Below are 19648 nucleotides of genomic sequence, written 5' to 3'. Positions count from 1 at the left end.
GCAGTAATCCCCGGGAATTGACCAAGATCATCGCGAGGTCGGCGATCTGCCCGATCCTCGGCGCATGGCACTTCGATCACGTTCACGCACCGCCGCTCCCACAAGCGGTCCCGGCCGCGGCCCCGGCTCCGACGGCCGCGCGCACCACCGCCCGCGGCATCCGCGGGCGCACGCCCGACGACACCAGCCCTCGGCCGCTGACGTGTTGCGCCTGCGTGCGGAGGCACTCTTCGCCGAACGCGCGGAGGCACCTTTCGCCGAAGGAGCAACGGAACGACAGGCCTGGGGAAACGGGCCGCCGAGGGCGGACCGGGACGTCGGGGAGTCACGGGCGGGCACGTCGGCGGGGAGCGGGCTCGCCCGGCCGAGCGGGTCGGCCGCCGTCGGCGACGTGGACGCACCCGAGCCCGCCGCGACGGGCGGCGCCTGGCGGGAGCGGGTCGTCCCGGCGCTGCGCGAACGGATGCCGTTGTGGCTGCAGGCCAGGTGCGGGCTGGAGCGGAGGAGCGTGGCCGCGCTGGGTGTGCTCCTGCTGGTGGCCGTGGTTTTCGCCACACAGCACTTCTGGACGGGCCGGACAGAGCAGGTGCGGGCGCCCGAGGTGGTGCGGGCGGCGGCGCCCTACGGGACGGCGGGAGCCAGACGTTCGGCGGAGTCGGGCGCCTCGACGGGACCGCAGGCGACAGGCGTCACCGGAGCGGGGACGGGAGCCGCCGTGGTCGTGGACGTCGGCGGCAAGGTGCGCAACCCCGGGCTGCAGAGGCTGCCGGCCGGGTCACGGGTGGCGGACGCCCTGCGGGCGGCGGGCGGAGTACGGCCGGGCACCGACACCGACGGCCTCAACCGCGCCCGCCTCCTGGTGGACGGCGAGCAGATCGTGGTGGGCGGTCCGGCCCCGGCACCGGGCACCGGACCGGCCCTCCCGGCGGCCGGCGGATCGGCCGCTCCCGGCACCCCGGTCTCCCTCAGCACCGCGACGGTGGACCAGCTCGACGCGCTGCCCGGAGTGGGGCCCGTGCTGGCCCAGCACATCGTCGACTACCGGTCCCAGCACGGCGGTTTCCGCTCGGTCGACGAACTCCGTGAGGTCAACGGCATCGGCGAACGCCGTTTCGCCGACCTACGGAACCTCGTACGGCCATGAGGCCGCCGAAGCAACCCGGTGCGGACCGGCCGAAGGCGCCACTGGGGGATGTCCGCAGTCCGCTGGGTGATCCCCACCCCAGGCAGGAGGGGCCGGCGGATCTCCGGCTGGTGGGGCCCGCGTTGGGGGCCTGGAGCGCGGCCGCGTGGGCTCTGGACGCGTCGGCCGCCTGGGTCGTCGGTGTGGCCGTCGGCTGTCTTGCGGTAGCCGGTGGGCTGTTGGTGCTGCGGTGGGGAGGCCCCGGCGGCGGGCTTCGGGCCGGGGGCCCGCGGTCGGCGGTGTCGGTCGCCGCCGTGCTGCTCTGTGCCGCCGCTGCCGCCGCCTCCGCCGGGCTCCATGGCGCGGATCTGCGACGGGGGCCCGTTCCCCCTCTGGCGCGTCAGTACGCCGAGGTGACCGCGGAGGTCGAGATCACCTCCGATCCACGGCTCACCCGGCCCAGGATCAAGGGCGATCACGCCACGGCTGCCGCCGTCCTGCTCGACGGCGAGATGCGGCGCCTGACGAAGGCCGACGGGACCGCGGTGGCGACGCGGACGCCCGTGCTGCTGGTCGTCGATCCGCGCACCCCCGGGGTGGAGCCCGGGCGGTCGCCTTGGCTTGCGCCGCTGCCCTCGACGCGTGTGCGCGTGGCGGGCAGGCTGGCACCCCCGCTGACCGGAGGTGACCGCGTCGCCGCCGTGGTGCGCGTCCGGGACGGGGGACCACCCGACGTCGTGGGCGAGCCGTCGACGGCGCAGCGATGGGCGGGGCGGTTGCGCGCGGGGCTGCGGGAGGCGACCGACGGGCTCGGCCCGGACGCGCGGGCGCTGTTGCCGGGGCTGGTCGTGGGCGACACCTCACGAGTCACCCCGGAGCTGGACGACGCCTTCAAGGAGACGGATCTCGCGCATCTACTGGCCGTGAGCGGAGGCAACTTCACGCTTCTGCTGGCCCTGTTCGTCGGTCCGGCCGGACTGGCGCAGCGCGTGGAGCGCCGAGGACTCGCACCGCTGCTCGGCATCCCGCTGCGCGGCACGGCGCTGCTGGGCGGCGTGCTCACCCTCGGCTTCGTGGTCGTGTGCCGGCCGGACCCGAGCGTGCTGCGCGCCGCGGCCTGCGGGACGATCGCGCTGCTCGCGCTCGCCACCGGGCGCCGCAGATCCCTGCTTCCCGCGCTGGCCGCCGCGGTCCTGCTGCTGGTGCTGTACGACCCCTGGCTCGCGCGGGGCTACGGCTTCCTGCTGTCCGTGCTGGCCACCGGGGCGCTGCTGACGGTCGCCCCGCGCTGGAGCGCGGAGTTGCGGCGGCGCCGGGTGCCGCCCAGGCTCGCCGAGGCGCTGGCCGCCGCGGCCGCCACCCAGGCGCTGTGCGCACCGGTCGTCGCGGTGCTGTCGGCGCGAGTGAGCTTGGTCGCCGTGCCCTGCAACCTGCTCGCGGAGTTGGCGGTGGCACCGGCCACGGTGCTCGGGTTCGCGGCACTGGCGGTCGCTCCGGTGGCCCTGCCGGTCGCCAAGGCACTGGCGTGGTGCGCGGGTTGGCCGGCCGGGTGGATCGCCGGCATCGCGCGCACCGGGGCGTCGTTGCCGGGCGGCGCGGTGGACTGGCCCGGCAGCTGGACGGGGGCGCTGCTGCTGGCAGCCGTGACGGCGATGGTCCTGCTCGTCTGCCGGCGGCTGCTGAGGCACCCCTGGCTGACCGGTGCCTGTGCCGTGGTGCTGCTGCTCGTGGTGGTGCAGCCGCCCCCTCTGACCCGGGTGATCACCGGGTGGCCGCCGCCGGGCTGGCGGTTCGCGATGTGTGACGTGGGACAGGGTGACGCGACCGTGCTGGCGGCGGGCGAGGGCACGGCGGTGGTCGTGGACGCGGGGCCCGATCCTGCGCTGGTCGACCGGTGTCTGACCGTGCTCGGCGTCAGCCGCGTCGCGCTGCTCGTGCTGACCCACTTCCACGCCGACCATGTGGCGGGGCTCCCGGGAGTGCTGCGCGGGCGTGCGGTGGGGGCGATCGAGACGACCGGGTTCGACGAGCCCCCGGACCAGGCCGCGTTCGTGCGCGCTCAGGCGGCCGCCCGGCACATTCCGGTGACGCGCGCCGTCGCCGGGGAGGCCCGCCGCACCGGGGTGCTCGACTGGCGGGTGCTGTGGCCTGCCCCGGATCCCGCCCCGTCCCCCGACGGACCGAACGACGCGAGCGTGGCGCTGTTCGTGCGGTCGGGAGGGCTGACCCTGCTGTTGCTCGGGGATCTCGAACCACCGGCCCAGCAGGCGCTGATGAGATCACCGGCCGGGGCGGAGCTGGGACCCGTGGACGTGCTCAAGGTCGCCCACCACGGGTCGGCTTACCAGGACCCGGAGCTCATACGCAGGGTGGCACCGCGGCTCGCGCTGATCTCGTGCGGCAGGGACAACCCCTACGGTCATCCCGCGCCGAGCACGGTCGCGGCGCTGCGGGACGAGGGCGCGCTGGTGCTGCGTACGGATCAGGACGGCGCGATCGCCGTCACCGGGGCGGGCGGGGGGTTGAGTGTGGCGAGAGACTGAGGGCATGGACTCCGCACAGGTCGACGCCTACCTCCGCAGGATCGGGGCGCGGCACCCCGCCTGGCCCACCGGCGATGTGCTGCGCGAGCTGCATCTGCGCCATCTGATGACCGTGCCGTTCGAGAACCTGTCGATCCACCTCGGCGAGAAGATCGTGCTGGAGGAGGAGCGGCTGCTGGACAAGATCGTGGGGGCGCGCAGGGGCGGCTTCTGCTACGAACTCAACGGAGCGTTCGGGGCGTTGCTGGCCGCGCTCGGCTTCGATGTCACGTTGCTCGCCGGGCGGGTCTACGACGACGAGGGGCGGCTTGGGATTCCGTACGACCATCTCGCGCTGCGGGTACGGACCGTGGACGGAGGCGACTGGCTGGCGGACGTCGGGTTCGGTGCGCACAGCCACTGTCCGCTGGCGTTCCGGCAGCGGGGCGAGCAGCGGGACCCGGCCGGGGTGTTCCGGGTGATCGAGGCCGGGGCGGATGCGGCGGGGGCTCGGGGAGGCGGCGGTTCGGCCGAGTTCGAGGATCTGGACGTGATGCGGGAGGGCAGGCGGCAGTACCGGCTGGAGGTGCGGCCGCGGGCGCTCGGAGACTTCAGGGCCGGGGCCTGGTGGCACAGCACGTCGCCCGAGTCGCACTTCGTGCGGTCGCTGGTGTGCTCGCGGGTCACGGAGGACGGAGGGCGGATCACGCTCAGCGGCAGCCGACTGACGGTGACGACCCCGGACGGGCGGAAGGAGGCGATGGAACTGGCGGATGAGAAGGAGGTGCTGGAGGTGTACCGGGAGCGGTTCGGGATCGAGCTGGACCGGGCGCCCACGCTGCGAAAGACGGGCCGAAGCGGCTGACCGGTGTTACGCGTCGCGTATTCCGGCACAGGTGCTGGATCCCGCTCTGCGGTCGTGTGGTGCCGGTCGTGTGGTGCCAGTCGTGTGGTGCCAGTCGTGTGGTGGCGGTCTCACCAGTGGTGGAGTGCGACTTCGCTCGAGTTCTCCAGCGAGCGGTTCCGGGCTTGGGCGTCGGTGGCGTCCCGGTGCCGGAGAATGGCCTCGTGAGTGATGTGAGACATGTGCTGGTGCTACCGGACCGCGATGCCGCTCAGGAGGCGGCGGAGGCGCTGGCGGAGCGTTTCCGGCTGGACGAGGAACCGCGGATCGTCCGGGACGCGCTGGCCGGCGAGGACGATGCCGAGGACGCACAGTGGCTGGTGGTGCTGCGGGACGAACGACAGTTGCTCGATCCGGAGCGGCTGGACGCGTTCGCGGGGGAGTGGGACGGCTGGCGGGAGGAGCCGTAACCCTCCGGGCGGCGGCGGCCGCGGGCACCCGTTGTCAGTGGCGCGTGGGATGCTGTCCGTGATGGCCAAGAAGACCGCGAATGACGACCCTCTCGCCCCCGTCACCCTTGCCGTGGGCCAGGAGGACCTTCTGCTCGACCGTGCCGTGCGGGAGGTGGTGGCCGCCGCCCGGGCCGCCGACGCCGACACGGACGTACGGGATCTGACCCCGGAGCAGTTGCAGCCCGGCACGCTGGCCGAGCTGACGAGCCCGTCGCTCTTCGCCGAGCGCAAGGTCGTGGTCGTGCGCAACGCACAGGATCTTCCGGCCGACACGATCAAGGAACTCAAGGGGTACTTCTCCTCGCCCGCCGAGGAGATCACCCTGGTGCTGCTGCACGCGGGCGGCGCCAAGGGCAAGGGCCTGCTCGACGCCGCGCGCAAGGCGGGCGCCCGGGAGGTGGCGTGCCCGAAGATGACGAAGCCGGCGGACCGGCTGGCGTTCGTGCGCGGAGAGTTCCGCACGCAGGGGCGTTCGGCGACGCCCGAGGCGTGCCAGGCGCTGGTCGACGCGATCGGCAGCGACCTGAGGGAGCTGGCGTCGGCGGTGGCGCAGCTCACCGCGGACGTCGAGGGCACGATCGACGAGGCGGTGGTCGGGCGGTACTACACCGGGCGGGCCGAGGCCTCCAGCTTCACGGTCGCGGACCGGGCGGTCGAAGGGCGGGCGGCGGAGGCGCTGGAGGCGCTCAGGTGGTCGCTGGCGACAGGTGTGGCGCCGGTGATGATCACGAGCGCGCTGGCGCAGGGCGTGCGGGCGATCGGGAAGCTCTCCTCGGCCCGGGGCGGTCGCCCCGCGGACCTCGCCCGGGAGCTGGGCATGCCGCCGTGGAAGATCGACCGGGTTCGGCAGCAGATGCGGGGCTGGACGCCGGAGGGGGTCGCGGTCGCGCTGCGCGCGGTGGCCGAGGCGGACGCGGGCGTGAAGGGCGGCGGGGACGACCCGGAGTACGCGTTGGAGAAGGCCGTGGTGACGATCGCCCGGGCGGCGCGGTCCCGGGGGCGCGGCTAGCGAGGAGCGCGGCCCGCCCACCCGCGGCTACCGGCGTGGCTCCCCGTGCCGACGTGGCTCCCTCCGCTGGCCTGGCTCGCCGTGCAGCCCCCGGCCGACTGGCTGCCCGTGCCGACCGACTCCCCCCGCCGGCGTGGCTCCCCACCCCGGCGTGGCTCCCCACCCCGGCGTGGCTCCCAACCCCGGCGTGGCTCCCCACCCCGGCGTGGCTCCCCACCCCGACGTGGCTCCCTCCGCCGGCGTGGCTCCCCGTGCCGACGTGGCCCCCCGCCGACTGCCTACCCGTCCCCGACCGGCGGCCCATGCCAAAGGCCCCGCACACTCCGTCCTGGGGAAGGACGGGCTGCGGGGCCTTCGGTTCGAGCGGGTGAGTCCGTACCCGCGTGGCGAACGCAGGCCGCGTACGGACTCGGGGTGCCGGTCGGGAGCGGATGAGAGAGGGCCCGCTCTGGGTCCTTCCGGCGGTTGGATCAGTTCAGATCAAAAGGAGGGGTTCAGCCCTTGAGGGCCGCGACCTTGGTGGCCAGCGCCGACTTCTTGTTGGCGGCCTGGTTCTTGTGGATGACGCCCTTCGAGACGGCCTTGTCGAGCGCACGCGCGGCGGCGCGCTGGAGCTCGGTGGCCTTCTCGACGTCGCCCGCGGCAGCGGCCTCGCGAGCCTTGCGGATCGCGGTCTTGAGCGAGGACTTGACGGCCTTGTTGCGCAGGCGCGCCTTCTCGTTCGTCTTGTTCCGCTTGATCTGGGACTTGATGTTCGCCACGAATGAGCCTTTACAGGTTCAGGCACGGGAGACTGGACGTCTCACGCGCCGGTGATTTCTTGAAGACGTGTCTCGCGCTGAGAGGGCAGGAGACACAGCCACCCAGGCTACCAGCCGCCCTCTGGCCCGCCCAAACCGGCCGCGAGGCCTCCCCTGGCCACCCGTTCCACCGCCTTCGGCACGGCCCGAACCGGTCGTAGCCCCGCGCGCGTGGGACCATGGAGGCTACGTATCGATCCGACCCGAGACCGCAGACACTGCGGACGCCTCAAGAATCAGGACCCTGCGTGCCCGCGATCCCTAGCCATGTGCCCGAGCCGAGCCGTACCGACCCGGCTCTGATCCGCAATTTCTGCATCATCGCGCACATCGACCACGGCAAGTCCACGCTCGCCGACCGGATGCTCCAGCTGACCGGCGTCGTCGAGCAGCGGCAGATGCGCGCTCAGTACCTCGACCGCATGGACATCGAGCGCGAGCGCGGCATCACGATCAAGTCCCAGGCCGTGCGGCTTCCCTGGGCCCCCACCCACGATCCGGGCAACACGCACATCCTGAACATGATCGACACCCCGGGGCACGTCGACTTCACCTACGAGGTCTCGCGGTCCCTCGCCGCCTGCGAGGGCACCATCCTCCTCGTCGACGCCGCCCAGGGCATCGAGGCGCAGACCCTCGCCAACCTCTACCTGGCGATGGAGAACGACCTCACGATCATCCCCGTCCTCAACAAGATCGACCTGCCGGCCGCGCAGCCGGAGAAGTTCGCCGAGGAGCTCGCCAACCTCATCGGCTGCGATCCCGGCGACGTGCTGAAGGTCTCCGCCAAGACGGGCCTCGGCGTCGAGGCGCTGCTGGACAAGGTCGTCGAGCAGATCCCGGCCCCGGTCGGCGTCGCCGACGCGCCCGCCCGCGCGATGATCTTCGACTCGGTCTACGACTCCTACCGCGGCGTCGTCACCTACGTCCGTGTCGTCGACGGCCAGCTCAACAAGCGCGAGCGCATCCGGATGATGTCCACCGGCGCCACGCACGAACTGCTGGAGATCGGCGTCAACTCGCCCGAGATGCTCGGTGCCGACGGCCTCGGGGTCGGTGAGGTGGGTTACCTCATCACCGGGGTGAAGGACGTCCGCCAGTCCAAGGTCGGTGACACCATCACCAGCCAGGTCAAGGGCGCCGAGAAGCCGCTGGGCGGGTACAAGGACCCGAAGCCCATGGTCTTCTCGGGCCTGTATCCGCTGGACGGTTCGGACTACCCCGATCTGCGCGAGGCCCTCGACAAGCTCCAGCTCAACGACGCCGCCCTCGTCTACGAGCCGGAGACCTCCGCCGCCCTCGGCTTCGGCTTCCGGGTCGGCTTCCTCGGACTGCTGCACCTCGACGTCGTCCGCGAGCGGCTGGAGCGCGAGTTCGGGCTGGACCTGATCGCCACCGCGCCCAACGTGGTCTACCGCGTGATCATGGAGGACGGCACCGAGTACACGGTCACCAATCCGAGCGAATTCCCCGAGGGCAAGCTCGCCGAGGTGTACGAGCCGGTCGTACGGGCCACGATCCTCGCGCCCACCGAGTTCATCGGCGCGATCATGGAGCTGTGCCAGACCCGCCGCGGCACCCTCCTCGGCATGGACTACCTCTCCGAGGACCGCGTCGAGATCCGCTACACGCTGCCGCTCGCCGAGATCGTCTTCGACTTCTTCGACCAGCTGAAGTCCAAGACGCGCGGGTACGCCTCCCTGGACTACGAGCCCACGGGAGAGCAGAGCAGCTCACTTGTCAAGGTGGACATCCTGCTGCACGGCGACAAGGTCGACGCCTTCTCGGCGATCACCCACAAGGACCAGGCGTACGCCTACGGCGTCCGGCTCGTCGCCAAGCTGAAGGAACTCATCCCGCGGCAGAACTTCGAGGTGCCGGTGCAGGCCGCCATCGGCTCCCGCGTGATCGCCCGCGAGACCATCCGCGCCATCCGCAAGGACGTCCTCGCCAAGTGCTACGGCGGTGACATCTCCCGTAAGCGGAAGCTGCTGGAGAAGCAGAAGGAGGGCAAGAAGCGGATGAAGATGGTGGGTTCCGTGGAGGTTCCGCAGGAAGCCTTCATCGCGGTGCTCTCCAGCGATGACAGCGCGAGTTCGAGCAAGGGCAAGAAGTAACCCGGGTCTGGCGCGCTGACCCCGGCAAACCGGGCGGTACGGGGCCCGTCGTGCGAAAGCGCGGCGGGCCCCTGCGCGTGCGCCCGGTCGCTCTGTGTACGAAACGACAGGCCACCGCCCCTTACGCACCGGCCGGTCGGGCTCTACTCTGATGCCTGCTCGAGGGTTACTCGTGAGTTAAACAAACGGTCTCGAGTGACCGCAGCCGCAACGATCCAGCAGCAATGAGCCAGCCAGCCGCACCGCCGCGGGCCCCGGAGGATGTCGTGAGCGACACACAGACTTTGATCGAGAACCGTCCGCCCTCCGTGGCGGCGCTCTTCCTGGAGCGCGTGGCTGCCACGCCGGACGCCGAGGCCTACCGTTACCCCGTACCCCCGGCCTCCGGCCAGGGCCCCGACGACTGGAAGTCGCTGAGCTGGGCCGAGGCCGCCGAGCGGGTCCACGCGATCGCGGCCGGGCTCATCGAGCTGGGTGTCCAGCCCGAGCAGCGCGTCGCCCTAGCCTCCTCCACCCGGGTCGAGTGGATCCTCGCCGACCTCGGCATCCTGTGCGCCGGCGCCGCCACGACCACCATCTATCCGCAGACCAATGCCGAGGAGTCGGCCTTCATCCTCTCCGACTCCCAGAGCAAGGTCCTCGTCGCGGAGAACGCCGAGCAGCTCGCCAAGGCACAGCAGAAGCGCGACGAACTGCCCGCCCTGACCCACGTCGTGGTGATCGACCCGGCGGGCGCCGAGACCGGCGACGGGGTGCTCACCCTGGCCGAACTGGAGCAGCGCGGCGCCGCCTACCTGGAGAAGCACCCCGAGCTGATCAAGGAACGGGTCGGCGCGATCACCAAGGACCAGCTCGCCACCCTCATCTACACCTCCGGTACCACCGGCCGCCCCAAGGGCGTGCGCCTGCCGCACGACAACTGGGCGTACATGGCCAAGGCGATCGCCGCGACCGGGCTGCTCGGCCCCGAGGACGTGCAGTACCTGTGGCTGCCGCTGGCCCACGTCTTCGGCAAGGTGCTCACCTCCGGTCAGATCGAGGTCGGGCACGTCACCGCCGTCGACGGCCGCGTCGACAAGATCATCGAGAATCTGCCGGTCGTGCAGCCGACGTACATGGCCGCCGTGCCGCGCATCTTCGAGAAGGTCTACAACGGCGTCGCGGCCAAGGCCCGGGCGGGCGGCCCGGCCAAGTACAAGATCTTCCAGTGGGCGGCCGAGGTGGCCCGCGAGTACGCCAAGGTCTCGCAGGACAACTTCCGCCGCACCGGCACCCACGCCGTGCCCTTCGGCCTCGGCGCCAAGCACAAGGTCGCGGACGCCCTCGTGTACGCCAAGATCCGCGAGGCGTTCGGCGGCCGGCTGCGGGCCTGCGTCTCCGGCTCGGCCGCCCTCGCCCCCGAGATCGGGTACTTCTTCGCGGGCGCCGGCATCCACATCCTGGAGGGCTACGGCCTCACCGAGTCCTCCGCGGCCTCCTTCGTCAACCCGGGCGAGGCCTACCGCACGGGCACGGTCGGCAAGCCGCTGCCCGGCACGGAGGTGCGCATCGCGGACGACGGCGAGATCCTGCTGCGCGGCCCCGGCATCATGGAGGGCTACCACGGGCTGCCCGAGAAGACCGCCGAGGTGCTGGAGCCGGACGGCTGGTTCCACACCGGTGACATCGGCGAGCTGTCGCCCGACGGGTATCTGCGCATCACCGACCGCAAGAAGGACCTCATCAAGACATCCGGCGGCAAGTACATCGCGCCCGCCGAGGTCGAGGGACAGTTCAAGGCGGTTTGCCCGTACGTCTCCAACATCCTCGTGCACGGCGCCGACCGTAACTTCTGCACCGCGCTCATCGCGCTCGACGAGGTCGCGATCCTTCAGTGGGCCAAGGAGAACGGCCTGGAGGGCAAGTCCTACGCCGAGGTCGTGGCCGCCCCGCAGACGGTGGAGATGGTCGACGGCTACGTCAAGCAGCTGAACGAGGGCCTCCAGCGCTGGCAGACCATCAAGAAGTTCCGGCTGCTGCCGCGGGATCTCGATGTGGAGCACGGGGAGATCACGCCCAGCCTGAAGCTGAAGCGTCCGGTCGTCGAACGGGAGTACAAGCACCTGATCGACGAGATGTACGCGGGATCGCGCGAAGCCTGAGGGGGCGTCAGGACGTCTGTTCCTGGGCTGCCAACTGCTGCAACTCCCGGACCCGGCACCGTAGCTCCGCCAGGTCCGGGAGGCCGTCCGCGGACAGGCGTTCCTTTATGCCGGACAGGCGTTCCTCCATGCCGGACAGGTGCTCCGCCAGGCCGGCCAGGCCCTCCTGCAGCCGCTCCAACCGCCTGCTCTTGCGGTACAGATCGAGGAACACCGTCACCTTGGCGCGCAGCACCCATGGATCGAACGGCTTCGTCAGATAGTCCGCGGCCCCCGTCGCGTACCCCCGGAAGGCATACCCGGCCTCCGCGTCCGAGCCGGTCAGGAAGACGATCGGGACGTCCTTGGTCCGGTCGAGCCGTTTGATGTGCGCGGCGGTCTCGAAACCGTCCATGCCCGGCATGCGGATGTCCAGCAGGACCACCGCGAACCGGCGCTCGAGCAGCGCCTTCATCGCCTCCTCGCCCGAACGCGCGCGCACCAGCGGTTCGTTGAGCGAGCGCAGCACGGCCTCCAGCGCGGTCAGGTTGTCCTCCATGTCGTCGACGAGGAGGATGCCGGCGCTGTCCTCGGACGTCTTCTCAGTAGGCATGCCCTGCTCGAATCTGTCCGTCTTCGACCACATGGGTAGCACGGTTCTCACTCATGGCGGGCCACTTCGGTAACTCGGTGCTTATGGGCGGGGTCAGTCTGTCACCCTGTCCGCATCGCCACAGGCTCATTCGACCGAACTGCCCGGGGAGCTGTCCATGGGGCCCATTCCCACCCAACGGGAGACCGCCTCCCGCGCCCCCGACGTGCTCGAGTCCGCGGGGCTGCGCACGGTGGTGCGGTCGACCCTGCCCGGCAGCCCCCTCGCGGCCGGCAACGCCCGCCGGCTCGTGCGCGCCGCGCTCAGCGAGTGGGACCGGGCCGCCGAGCCCGACGCCGTCACCGAGCGGCTGGCCGACGACGCCCTGCTCGTCGTCAGCGAACTCGTCACCAACGCCGTCGTCCACGCCGGCACCGAAGTCGAGCTGGTCTGCCGCCTCAAGGACGCGCAGGGCGAGTCGGCCGGGCTCCTCGTCGAGGTCTCCGACCACCACCCCTCGCGCGCGGTCCGGGACGACGGCGCCGAGCGCCCCTACGGCATACCGGAGTACGGGCGCGGCCTGCGCCTCGTCTCCTCCCTCTCCACGGCCTGGGGGATCAGCTACCGCACCGGCACGAAGACCGTCTGGGCGCTGCTTCCCCTGCACGCCGCCCTGGACGCCGAGGACGGGATCGAGACGTACGCCAAAGACAGCGCCCTGGGACGCGGGCTGAGCCCGGCCGAGATACTCGGGCCCGAACTCTCCGCCTTCGCCGAGCCCGGGCGCGGCCTGCACGAGGGGGAGTGGCGGGGCCGCGGCGCGCTGTCCTTCCTGGCCGAGGCGTCCGACCTGCTCGCCGGGCAGCTCGACGAGGACCTGGTCGCCGCGCTCACCGGGCAGCTGATCGTGCCCCGGCTCGCCGACTGGTGCGCGGTGTGGCTGGAGGACGAGGCGACCGGCTGGCGCGGCCCTTCGGCGCCGGTCGCGGCCGGGCCCCGGCTCGCCCGCGTCTGGCACGGCAGCGAGAACCGCATCGAGGAACTGCGCCGGGCCCTGGAGAAGGACCCGCCCCGGCTGCCCGAGTCGGTGCGTTCCCGGGCGGTGCCCGTGCCCTGGCCCGGCGAGGCGCTGGGCCCGCGGGGCGCGACCGGGGCTGCGCTCGCCTACCGGCTGATCGCGGGCGGGCGGCCGCTCGGCACGCTCGTCATCGGGCGGGCCGGGTTGCTGCGCTTCCCCGACGAGATCACCGGACTGGTCGAGGACCTCAGCCGCCGGGTGGCGCTGGCCATCGGGGCGGCCCGCCAGTACGCGCGCCAGGCCACCATCAGCCGGGTGCTCCAGCGCGGGCTGCTGCCCGGCGCGGTCGCCGAGATCCCCGGGGTGAGCAGCGCACTTGTGTACGAGCCGTGCGACATGGGCGGGCCGAGCGGTGACTTCTACGACATCTTCCCCGCCGGCCACGGACGGTGGTGCTTCGCGCTCGGCGATGTCCAGGGCAAGGGTCCGGAGGCCGCGGTCGTGATCGGGCTCGCCCGGCCCTGGCTGCGGCTGCTGGCCCGCGAGGGCTACGACGTCCCCGACGTCCTGGACCGCCTCAACCAGCTCCTGCTCGACGACGCCACGGAGGCCTCCGACGCGGCGGCGCGGGCGCTGGTCGCTGCGGGCACGCCGATGCCGGTCGCCGACGAGGGCCCCCACGCCCGCTTCCTCTCCCTCCTCTACGGGGAACTCGTCCCCTTCGACGGCGGAGTGCGCTGCACGCTCGCCTCGGCCGGGCATCCGCTGCCGCTGCTGCTCGGCCCGGACGGCGACGTACGGGCCGTGGCCCAGCCGCAGACGCTGCTCGGGGTCGTCGAGGACGAGACGTACACGTGCGAGACCTTCGATCTGCGCTCCGGCGACACGCTGCTGTGCGTCACCGACGGGGTGACCGAGCGGCGCAGCGGGTCCCGCCAGTTCGACGACGGCGACGGGCTCGCGGCCGCCCTGGCCGACTGCGCCGGGATGAACGCGGAGCTGGTCGCCGAGCGGATCAGGACGCTGGTGCACGAGTTCGGCGGGAAGCCGCCGGAGGACGATCTGGCGCTGCTGGTGCTGCAGGCGGAATGAGGACTTCTGGCAGTACGGGACAATGGAGGACATGCCTTCCGCACTCCCCGACGGCGAACCGGTCCCCGACGACGGCGCGCTGCCCGCGCACGCGCTCGCCGGGGCCGCCGAGCGCCCCCTCGGGTTCTACCTCCATGTGCCGTACTGCGCGACGCGCTGCGGCTACTGCGACTTCAACACGTACACGGCGACGGAGCTGCGGGGCACGGGAGGCGTCCTCGCCTCCCGGGACAACTACGCGTCGACCCTGATCGACGAGGTCCGCCTGGCCCGCAAGGTGCTGGGCGACGACCCGCGCGAGGTGCGTACGGTCTTCGTCGGGGGCGGTACGCCGACGCTGCTGGCCGCGGACGACCTCGTACGGATGCTGGGGGCGATCCGCGACGAGTTCGGCCTCGCGCAGGACGCGGAGGTGACGACGGAGGCGAACCCGGAGTCGGTCGATCCGGCGTATCTGGCCACCCTCCGGGAGGGCGGCTTCACCCGGATCTCCTTCGGCATGCAGAGTGCCCGCCCGCACGTCCTGAAGATCCTCGACCGCACGCACACCCCGGGCCGCCCCGAGGCCTGCGTGGCCGAGGCGCGGGCGGCGGGCTTCGAGCACGTGAATCTTGACCTGATCTACGGCACCCCGGGGGAGTCGGACGACGACTGGCGCGCGTCCCTGGAGGCGGCGCTGGCGGCGGCCCCGGACCACATCTCGGCGTACGCGCTGATCGTGGAGGAGGGCACGCAGCTCGCCCGCCGCATCCGCCGGGGCGAGATCCCGATGACGGACGACGACGTGCACGCGGACCGCTATCTGATCGCGGACGAGGTGCTGGGGTCGGCGGGCTACGACTGGTACGAGGTCTCGAACTGGGCCACGTCCACCGCCGGCCGCTGCCTGCACAACGAGCTGTACTGGCGGGGCGCGGACTGGTGGGGCGCGGGCCCGGGCGCCCACAGCCACGTGGGCGGCGTGCGCTGGTGGAACGTGAAGCACCCGGGGGCGTACGCGGCGGCCCTGGCGGCCGGGCGGTCTCCCGGAGCCGGGCGTGAGGTCCTGTCGGAGGAGGACCGCCGGGTCGAGCGGATCCTGCTGGAGCTGCGGCTTCGGGAGGGGGTGCCGTTGGCTCTGCTGAAGGAGGAGGGGCTCGCGGCTTCCCGGCGGGCGCTGGGGGAGGGGCTGCTGAAGCCCGATCTGTATGAGGAGGGGCGGGCCGTGCTCACGCTGCGGGGGCGGTTGCTGGCGGATGCGGTGGTGCGGGACCTGGTGGACTGATCACTCCGGTGGGTGAATCGGTGCGGAACGCCGGTTCGGTCCCTAACCTGGTTCGTACGCTGCTGCCGTTCTTGACGGTGGCGGAAACCGGAGGGCTGCGGAGATGACCGCTGTGGACGACCGACCGATGACCACCGATGTCGTGGAGTTCTTCGAGAACCTCGAGGTTCCCGAGGGATACAAGGCCGAACTCCTCCGGGGGGAAATCGTGATGATGGCGGCGCCGGATCTGGTGCACATCGACATCGTCGAAGCGGTTCTCGACCAGTTCCCGCGCCGGAATTGGAGGAGGCTGCAGACGGTGGCCGTCGCCATCCTGCAAGAAACCAGTGAACCCTTGCCGGACCTCGTACTGGTGGAGAGGGGCGTCGGACCGCGTGCGGGGCAGTTGATGCCGTCGAAGCTGATCAGCATGGTCGTCGAGGTCGTGTCCAAGACCAGTGTCGAGCGTGACTACGACGTCAAGCGTTCGATCTACGCCGCGGGCGGCGTGCCTATTTACCTGATCATCGACCCGATCGTGGGGCACTGTGTCCTGCTCACCGAGCCGACGGGCACCGGCGAGGAAGCTGACTACCAGTTGCAACGGGTGACCAAGTTCGGGGCGCCGGTGCCGCTGAAGCCGCTCGGCATCGAGCTGGACACCACCGAGTTCGGCACCTACAAGGGCATCAAGCCCCACAACCGGCCGTAACGAAGTCGATCAACTCCTCCACCCGCCCCAGCAACTCCGGCTCCAGGTCCCTGTAAGACCCCACCCGCTTCAGGATCGCCTGCCACACCGCGCCGGTATTGTCCGACGGCCAGCCCAGGGCCCGGCACACCCCCGTCTTCCAGTCCTGCCCCCGCGGCACCGTCGGCCACGCCGCGATACCCAGCGACGCCGGCTTCACAGCCTCCCAGATGTCGATGTACGGGTGCCCGACCACCAGCGCGTGCTCGCTCGTCACCGACTGCGCGATCCGCCACTCCTTCGTGCCGGGGACCAGGTGGTCCACCAGGACACCGAGACGCGCGTCCGGGCCCGGGGCGAAGGACTCGACGATCGACGGCAGGTCGTCGACGCCCTCCAGGTACTCCACCACCACGCCCTCGATGCGCAGGTCGTCGCCCCAGACCTTCTCCACCAGTTCCGCGTCGTGACGGCCCTCGACGTAGATACGGCCGGCCCGGGCCACCCTCGCGCGCGCTCCCGGAACGGCGACCGACCCCGACGCCGTACGCGTGGGGCGCTGCACGGCGGCCTTGGGACGGACAAGCGTCACCGTCCGGCCCTCCAGCAGGAAGCCCCCAGGCTCCAGCGGGAACACCCGGTGCTTGCCGAAGCGGTCCTCCAGCGTCACCGTGCCCGCCTCGCAGCGGATCACCGCGCCGCAGAACCCCGTGCGCGGCTCCTCCACCACCAGGCCGGGGTCCGCCGGGACCTCCGGGACGGGCTTCGGCTTCTTCCACGGAGGGGTGAGATCCGGAGAGTACTGGCGCATTCGGATGACGATAGGAGAAGGCGTCCGCGAGGTCGCACGACACGCCGGAAGTCGCTACGACACGCCGAAACGGGCCGCAAGTTCGTCCCGCTGGGCCCGTACGAACCCCGCGTCCACCACCGCCCCGTGCCCCGGCACGTACACCGCGTCCTCCCCGCCCAGCTCCAGCAGCCGGTCCAGGGCCGCCGGCCAGTGCGAGGGGATCGCGTCCGGGCCCGCCTGCGGTTCGCCGGACTCCTCCACCAGGTCCCCGCAGAACACCGCTTCCGGGTCCCCGGGGACGAACACCACCAGGTCATGGGCCGTGTGGCCCGGGCCCACATTCGCCAGCAGCACCTGGACCCCGCCCAGGTCCAGCGTCCACTCGCCGGAGACCTGGTGGCGCGGGCGGACCAGTGCGTCCGCCGCCTCGGCCGCCTCCGCCGGATCCAGACCGTTGCGCACCGCGTCCGCGACCAGCTCCCCCCGTCCGTACGCGAGCACCCTGTCGATGCCCACCGCCCCGAACACCTCCGCGCCCGCGAACGCCGCCGCCCCGAAGACATGGTCGAAGTGCGGATGGGTGAGCGCGAGATGCGTCACACGACGGTCTCCGCCGAGCGGCTCCAGCAGCCGCTCCGCATCGCCGCGCAAGCGCGCTCCCTCGGCCACGCTCGATCCGGCGTCGACCAGCAGCGCCGCGCTGTCGCCCACCACCAGCCCGGCCGTGCAGTCCCAGACCGGAAGCCTGGCCCGCCCCACGCGCGCGCCGAGCGCCTCCCACCCCGACCCTTCCCACAACACCGTCATACGGCGACGCTATCCGCAGGCGCCCTACCCGGCAGGACAGGCCGGTACAGGTCGGTACACCTCGGTACGGCACCGGCGCCCGCCCTTGCCGGGTGTGTACCCGACAGCCGTACACTGGGCCGGGGAATGCTGGCACTCGCAAGTGCAGAGTGCCAGGGGAAGCGCCAAGGGGACATGACCGCTGGAGGTGTGCGCGATGCTCAGTGAACGCAGGCTCGAGGTGCTGCGCGCCATCGTCCAGGACTACGTCGGCACCGAAGAGCCGGTGGGTTCCAAGGCCCTCACCGAGCGGCACAACCTCGGCGTCTCCCCGGCCACCGTCCGCAACGACATGGCCGCGCTGGAGGACGAGGGGTACATCGCCCAGCCGCACACCAGCGCAGGACGCATTCCCACGGACAAGGGCTACCGCCTCTTCGTCGACAAGCTCGCGGCCGTGAAGCCGATGAGCCCGCCCGAGCGCCGCGCGATCCAGAACTTCCTGGAGGGCGCCGTCGACCTCGACGACGTGGTGGCGCGCACGGTGCGGCTGCTCGCACAGCTCACCCGGCAGGTCGCCGTGGTGCAGTACCCGTCGCTGACGCGTTCGACCGTGCGCCATGTGGAGCTGCTGTCGATGGCACCCGCGCGTGTGATGCTCGTGCTGATCACGGACACCGGCCGGGTGGAGCAGCGCATGATCGACTGCCCGGCGCCGTTCGGCGAGACGTCGCTCGCGGACCTGCGCGCGCGGCTCAACAGCCGGGTCGCCGGCCGCCGCTTCGCGGACGTCCCGCAACTCGTGCAGGATCTGCCCGAGGCGTTCGAGGAGCCGGAGGACCGCGGCACGGTCTCGACGGTGCTCTCCACCCTCCTCGAGACGCTGGTGGAGGAGACCGAGGAGCGGCTGATGATCGGCGGCACCGCGAACCTGACCCGCTTCGCGCATGACTTCCCTCTCACCATCCGCCCCGTGCTGGAGGCGCTGGAGGAGCAGGTCGTGCTCCTCAAGTTGCTGGGTGAGGCGAAGGATCCGGCCATGCGGGTACGTATCGGCCATGAGAACGCGCACGAAGGACTCAACTCCACGTCCATCGTCTCCGTGGGCTACGGTTCGGGCGGCGAGGCAGTAGCGAAACTCGGCGTGGTCGGACCGACCCGCATGGATTACCCGGGAACGATGGGAGCGGTACGAGCGGTGGCACGGTACGTCGGACAGATCCTGGCGGAGTCGTAAGTGGCCACGGACTACTACGCCGTACTCGGCGTGCGCCGCGACGCGTCGCAGGAAGAGATCAAGAAGGCGTTCCGCCGGCTCGCCCGCGAGCTGCACCCGGACGTCAATCCCGATCCGAAGACGCAGGAGCGGTTCAAGGAGATCAACGCCGCGTACGAGGTGCTCTCGGACCCGCAGAAGAAGCAGGTCTACGACCTCGGCGGCGACCCGCTGTCCCAGTCGGGCGGCGCCGGCGCGGGCGGCTTCGGTGCGGGCGGCTTCGGGAACTTCTCCGACATCATGGACGCGTTCTTCGGTACGGCGTCGCAGCGCGGTCCGCGCTCGCGCACCCGCCGGGGCCAGGACGCGATGATCCGGCTCGAGGTCGAGCTGGACGAGGCGGCCTTCGGCACGACGAAGGACATCCAGGTCGACACGGCCGTCGTCTGCAACACCTGCAACGGCGAGGGCGCGGCGCCCGGTACATCGGCGCAGACGTGTGACATGTGCCGTGGCCGCGGTGAGGTCTCGCAGGTCACCCGGTCCTTCCTGGGCCAGGTCATGACCTCCCGGCCCTGCCCGCAGTGCCAGGGCTTCGGCACGATCGTCCCGAACCCGTGCCCGGAGTGCGCCGGTGACGGGCGGGTGCGCTCGCGGCGGACGCTCACCGTGAAGATCCCGGCCGGTGTCGACAACGGCACACGGATCCAGCTCGCGGGCGAGGGTGAGGTCGGCCCCGGCGGCGGTCCCGCCGGTGACCTCTACGTCGAGATCCACGAGCTGCCGCACCCGATGTTCCAGCGCCGCGGCGACGACCTGCACTGCACGGTCACCATCCCGATGACGGCGGCGGCCCTCGGCACGAAGGTGCCGCTGGAGACGCTGGACGGCCTCGAGGACGTCGACATCCGTCCCGGTACGCAGTCCGGGCAGTCGATCCCGCTGCACAACCGCGGTGTCACGCATCTGCGCGGCGGCGGCCGGGGCGACCTGGTCGTCCACGTCGAGGTCCAGACGCCCACCAAGCTGGACCCGGAGCAGGAGCGACTGCTGCGCGAACTGGCGAAGCTGCGCGGCGAGGAACGGCCACAGGGGCAGTTCCAGCCCGGGCAGCAGGGGTTGTTCTCGCGGTTGAAGGACGCGTTCAACGGACGGTGAGGTGAGTGC

Annotated in this window: 16 protein-coding genes; 12 read left to right on the top strand and 4 right to left on the bottom strand. The window is 71.7% G+C overall.

Annotated features, from left to right (window positions below):
- Positions 1-64: 64 nt before the first annotated feature.
- The 5 genes from ACIRC0_RS15885 (at position 65) to holA (ending at position 6010) form a co-directional block, all read left to right on the top strand.
- Entirely contained in the window at positions 65-1144 is a 1080-nt protein-coding gene (locus tag ACIRC0_RS15885; protein ID WP_403616389.1) for a helix-hairpin-helix domain-containing protein, read from the top strand.
- The gene (locus ACIRC0_RS15880) at positions 1141-3666 is read left to right on the top strand and encodes a ComEC/Rec2 family competence protein (RefSeq protein WP_403616387.1); all 2526 of its coding nucleotides are present in this window, start codon (positions 1141-1143) and stop codon (positions 3664-3666) included. Before ACIRC0_RS15885 ends, ACIRC0_RS15880 begins: the two co-directional genes overlap by 4 nt.
- Positions 3667-3670: 4 nt before the next feature.
- Positions 3671-4510 carry an arylamine N-acetyltransferase gene (locus tag ACIRC0_RS15875; RefSeq protein ID WP_403616384.1) on the top strand — a complete coding sequence of 280 codons (840 nt, stop codon included), beginning with the start codon at positions 3671-3673 and terminating at the stop codon, positions 4508-4510.
- 203 nt (positions 4511-4713) lie between these two features.
- Complete coding sequence (locus tag ACIRC0_RS15870; RefSeq protein WP_403616382.1) at positions 4714-4959, top strand: hypothetical protein; 246 nt, start codon at positions 4714-4716, stop codon at positions 4957-4959.
- Between the two features lie 61 nt (positions 4960-5020).
- Positions 5021-6010, top strand: coding sequence for a DNA polymerase III subunit delta (gene holA / locus ACIRC0_RS15865; protein ID WP_403616379.1), 990 nt, complete (start codon positions 5021-5023; stop codon positions 6008-6010).
- A gap of 494 nt (positions 6011-6504) precedes the next feature.
- Here the strand turns inward: holA and rpsT are convergent, their stop codons facing one another.
- Complete coding sequence (gene rpsT, locus ACIRC0_RS15860; RefSeq protein ID WP_403616377.1) at positions 6505-6771, bottom strand: 30S ribosomal protein S20; 267 nt, start codon at positions 6769-6771, stop codon at positions 6505-6507.
- A gap of 287 nt (positions 6772-7058) precedes the next feature.
- Between rpsT and lepA the strand changes: the two genes are divergently transcribed.
- Together lepA and ACIRC0_RS15850 are read left to right on the top strand one after the other, a co-directional pair.
- Complete coding sequence (gene lepA, locus ACIRC0_RS15855; protein ID WP_403616374.1) at positions 7059-8927, top strand: translation elongation factor 4; 1869 nt, start codon at positions 7059-7061, stop codon at positions 8925-8927.
- Between the two features lie 266 nt (positions 8928-9193).
- Complete coding sequence (locus tag ACIRC0_RS15850) at positions 9194-11068, top strand: AMP-dependent synthetase/ligase (RefSeq protein WP_403616371.1); 1875 nt, start codon at positions 9194-9196, stop codon at positions 11066-11068.
- Between the two features lie 7 nt (positions 11069-11075).
- On the opposite strand, the gene ACIRC0_RS15845 is transcribed toward ACIRC0_RS15850, so the two are convergent.
- Positions 11076-11660, bottom strand: a complete 585-nt coding sequence (locus ACIRC0_RS15845) for a two-component system response regulator (RefSeq protein ID WP_403616369.1) — start codon at positions 11658-11660, stop codon at positions 11076-11078.
- Positions 11661-11817: 157 nt separating this feature from the next.
- Here ACIRC0_RS15845 and ACIRC0_RS15840 point away from each other — a divergent pair, with 157 nt between their 5' ends.
- The 3 genes from ACIRC0_RS15840 (at position 11818) to ACIRC0_RS15830 (ending at position 15707) form a co-directional block, all read left to right on the top strand.
- On the top strand, positions 11818-13749 hold the full coding sequence (locus tag ACIRC0_RS15840) for a SpoIIE family protein phosphatase (protein ID WP_403616366.1): 1932 nt from the start codon (positions 11818-11820) through the stop codon (positions 13747-13749).
- A 31-nt stretch (positions 13750-13780) separates the two neighbouring features.
- The gene (hemW, locus tag ACIRC0_RS15835; RefSeq protein WP_403616363.1) at positions 13781-15013 is read left to right on the top strand and encodes a radical SAM family heme chaperone HemW; all 1233 of its coding nucleotides are present in this window, start codon (positions 13781-13783) and stop codon (positions 15011-15013) included.
- A gap of 103 nt (positions 15014-15116) precedes the next feature.
- On the top strand, positions 15117-15707 hold the full coding sequence (locus tag ACIRC0_RS15830; RefSeq protein ID WP_403616360.1) for a Uma2 family endonuclease: 591 nt from the start codon (positions 15117-15119) through the stop codon (positions 15705-15707).
- On the opposite strand, the gene ACIRC0_RS15825 is transcribed toward ACIRC0_RS15830, so the two are convergent.
- Positions 15685-16497, bottom strand: a complete 813-nt coding sequence (locus tag ACIRC0_RS15825; protein ID WP_403616358.1) for a DUF3097 domain-containing protein — start codon at positions 16495-16497, stop codon at positions 15685-15687. The genes ACIRC0_RS15830 and ACIRC0_RS15825 overlap by 23 nt on opposite strands.
- Before the next feature lie 54 nt (positions 16498-16551).
- Positions 16552-17286 carry an MBL fold metallo-hydrolase gene (locus ACIRC0_RS15820; protein ID WP_403616355.1) on the bottom strand — a complete coding sequence of 245 codons (735 nt, stop codon included), beginning with the start codon at positions 17284-17286 and terminating at the stop codon, positions 16552-16554.
- 196 nt (positions 17287-17482) lie between these two features.
- Between ACIRC0_RS15820 and hrcA the strand changes: the two genes are divergently transcribed.
- Together hrcA and dnaJ are read left to right on the top strand one after the other, a co-directional pair.
- The gene (gene hrcA / locus ACIRC0_RS15815) at positions 17483-18502 is read left to right on the top strand and encodes a heat-inducible transcriptional repressor HrcA (protein ID WP_103838309.1); all 1020 of its coding nucleotides are present in this window, start codon (positions 17483-17485) and stop codon (positions 18500-18502) included.
- Positions 18503-19639, top strand: coding sequence for a molecular chaperone DnaJ (gene dnaJ, locus ACIRC0_RS15810; RefSeq protein ID WP_403616353.1), 1137 nt, complete (start codon positions 18503-18505; stop codon positions 19637-19639).
- Positions 19640-19648 lie beyond the last annotated feature (9 nt).

The organism is Streptomyces sp. NPDC093984, assembly GCF_044764595.1.
GTDB classification, from domain to species: domain Bacteria; phylum Actinomycetota; class Actinomycetes; order Streptomycetales; family Streptomycetaceae; genus Streptomyces; species Streptomyces cynarae.
Note: the sequence above shows the minus strand (reverse complement) of the source record. Positions and strands in the feature narration are given on the sequence as shown.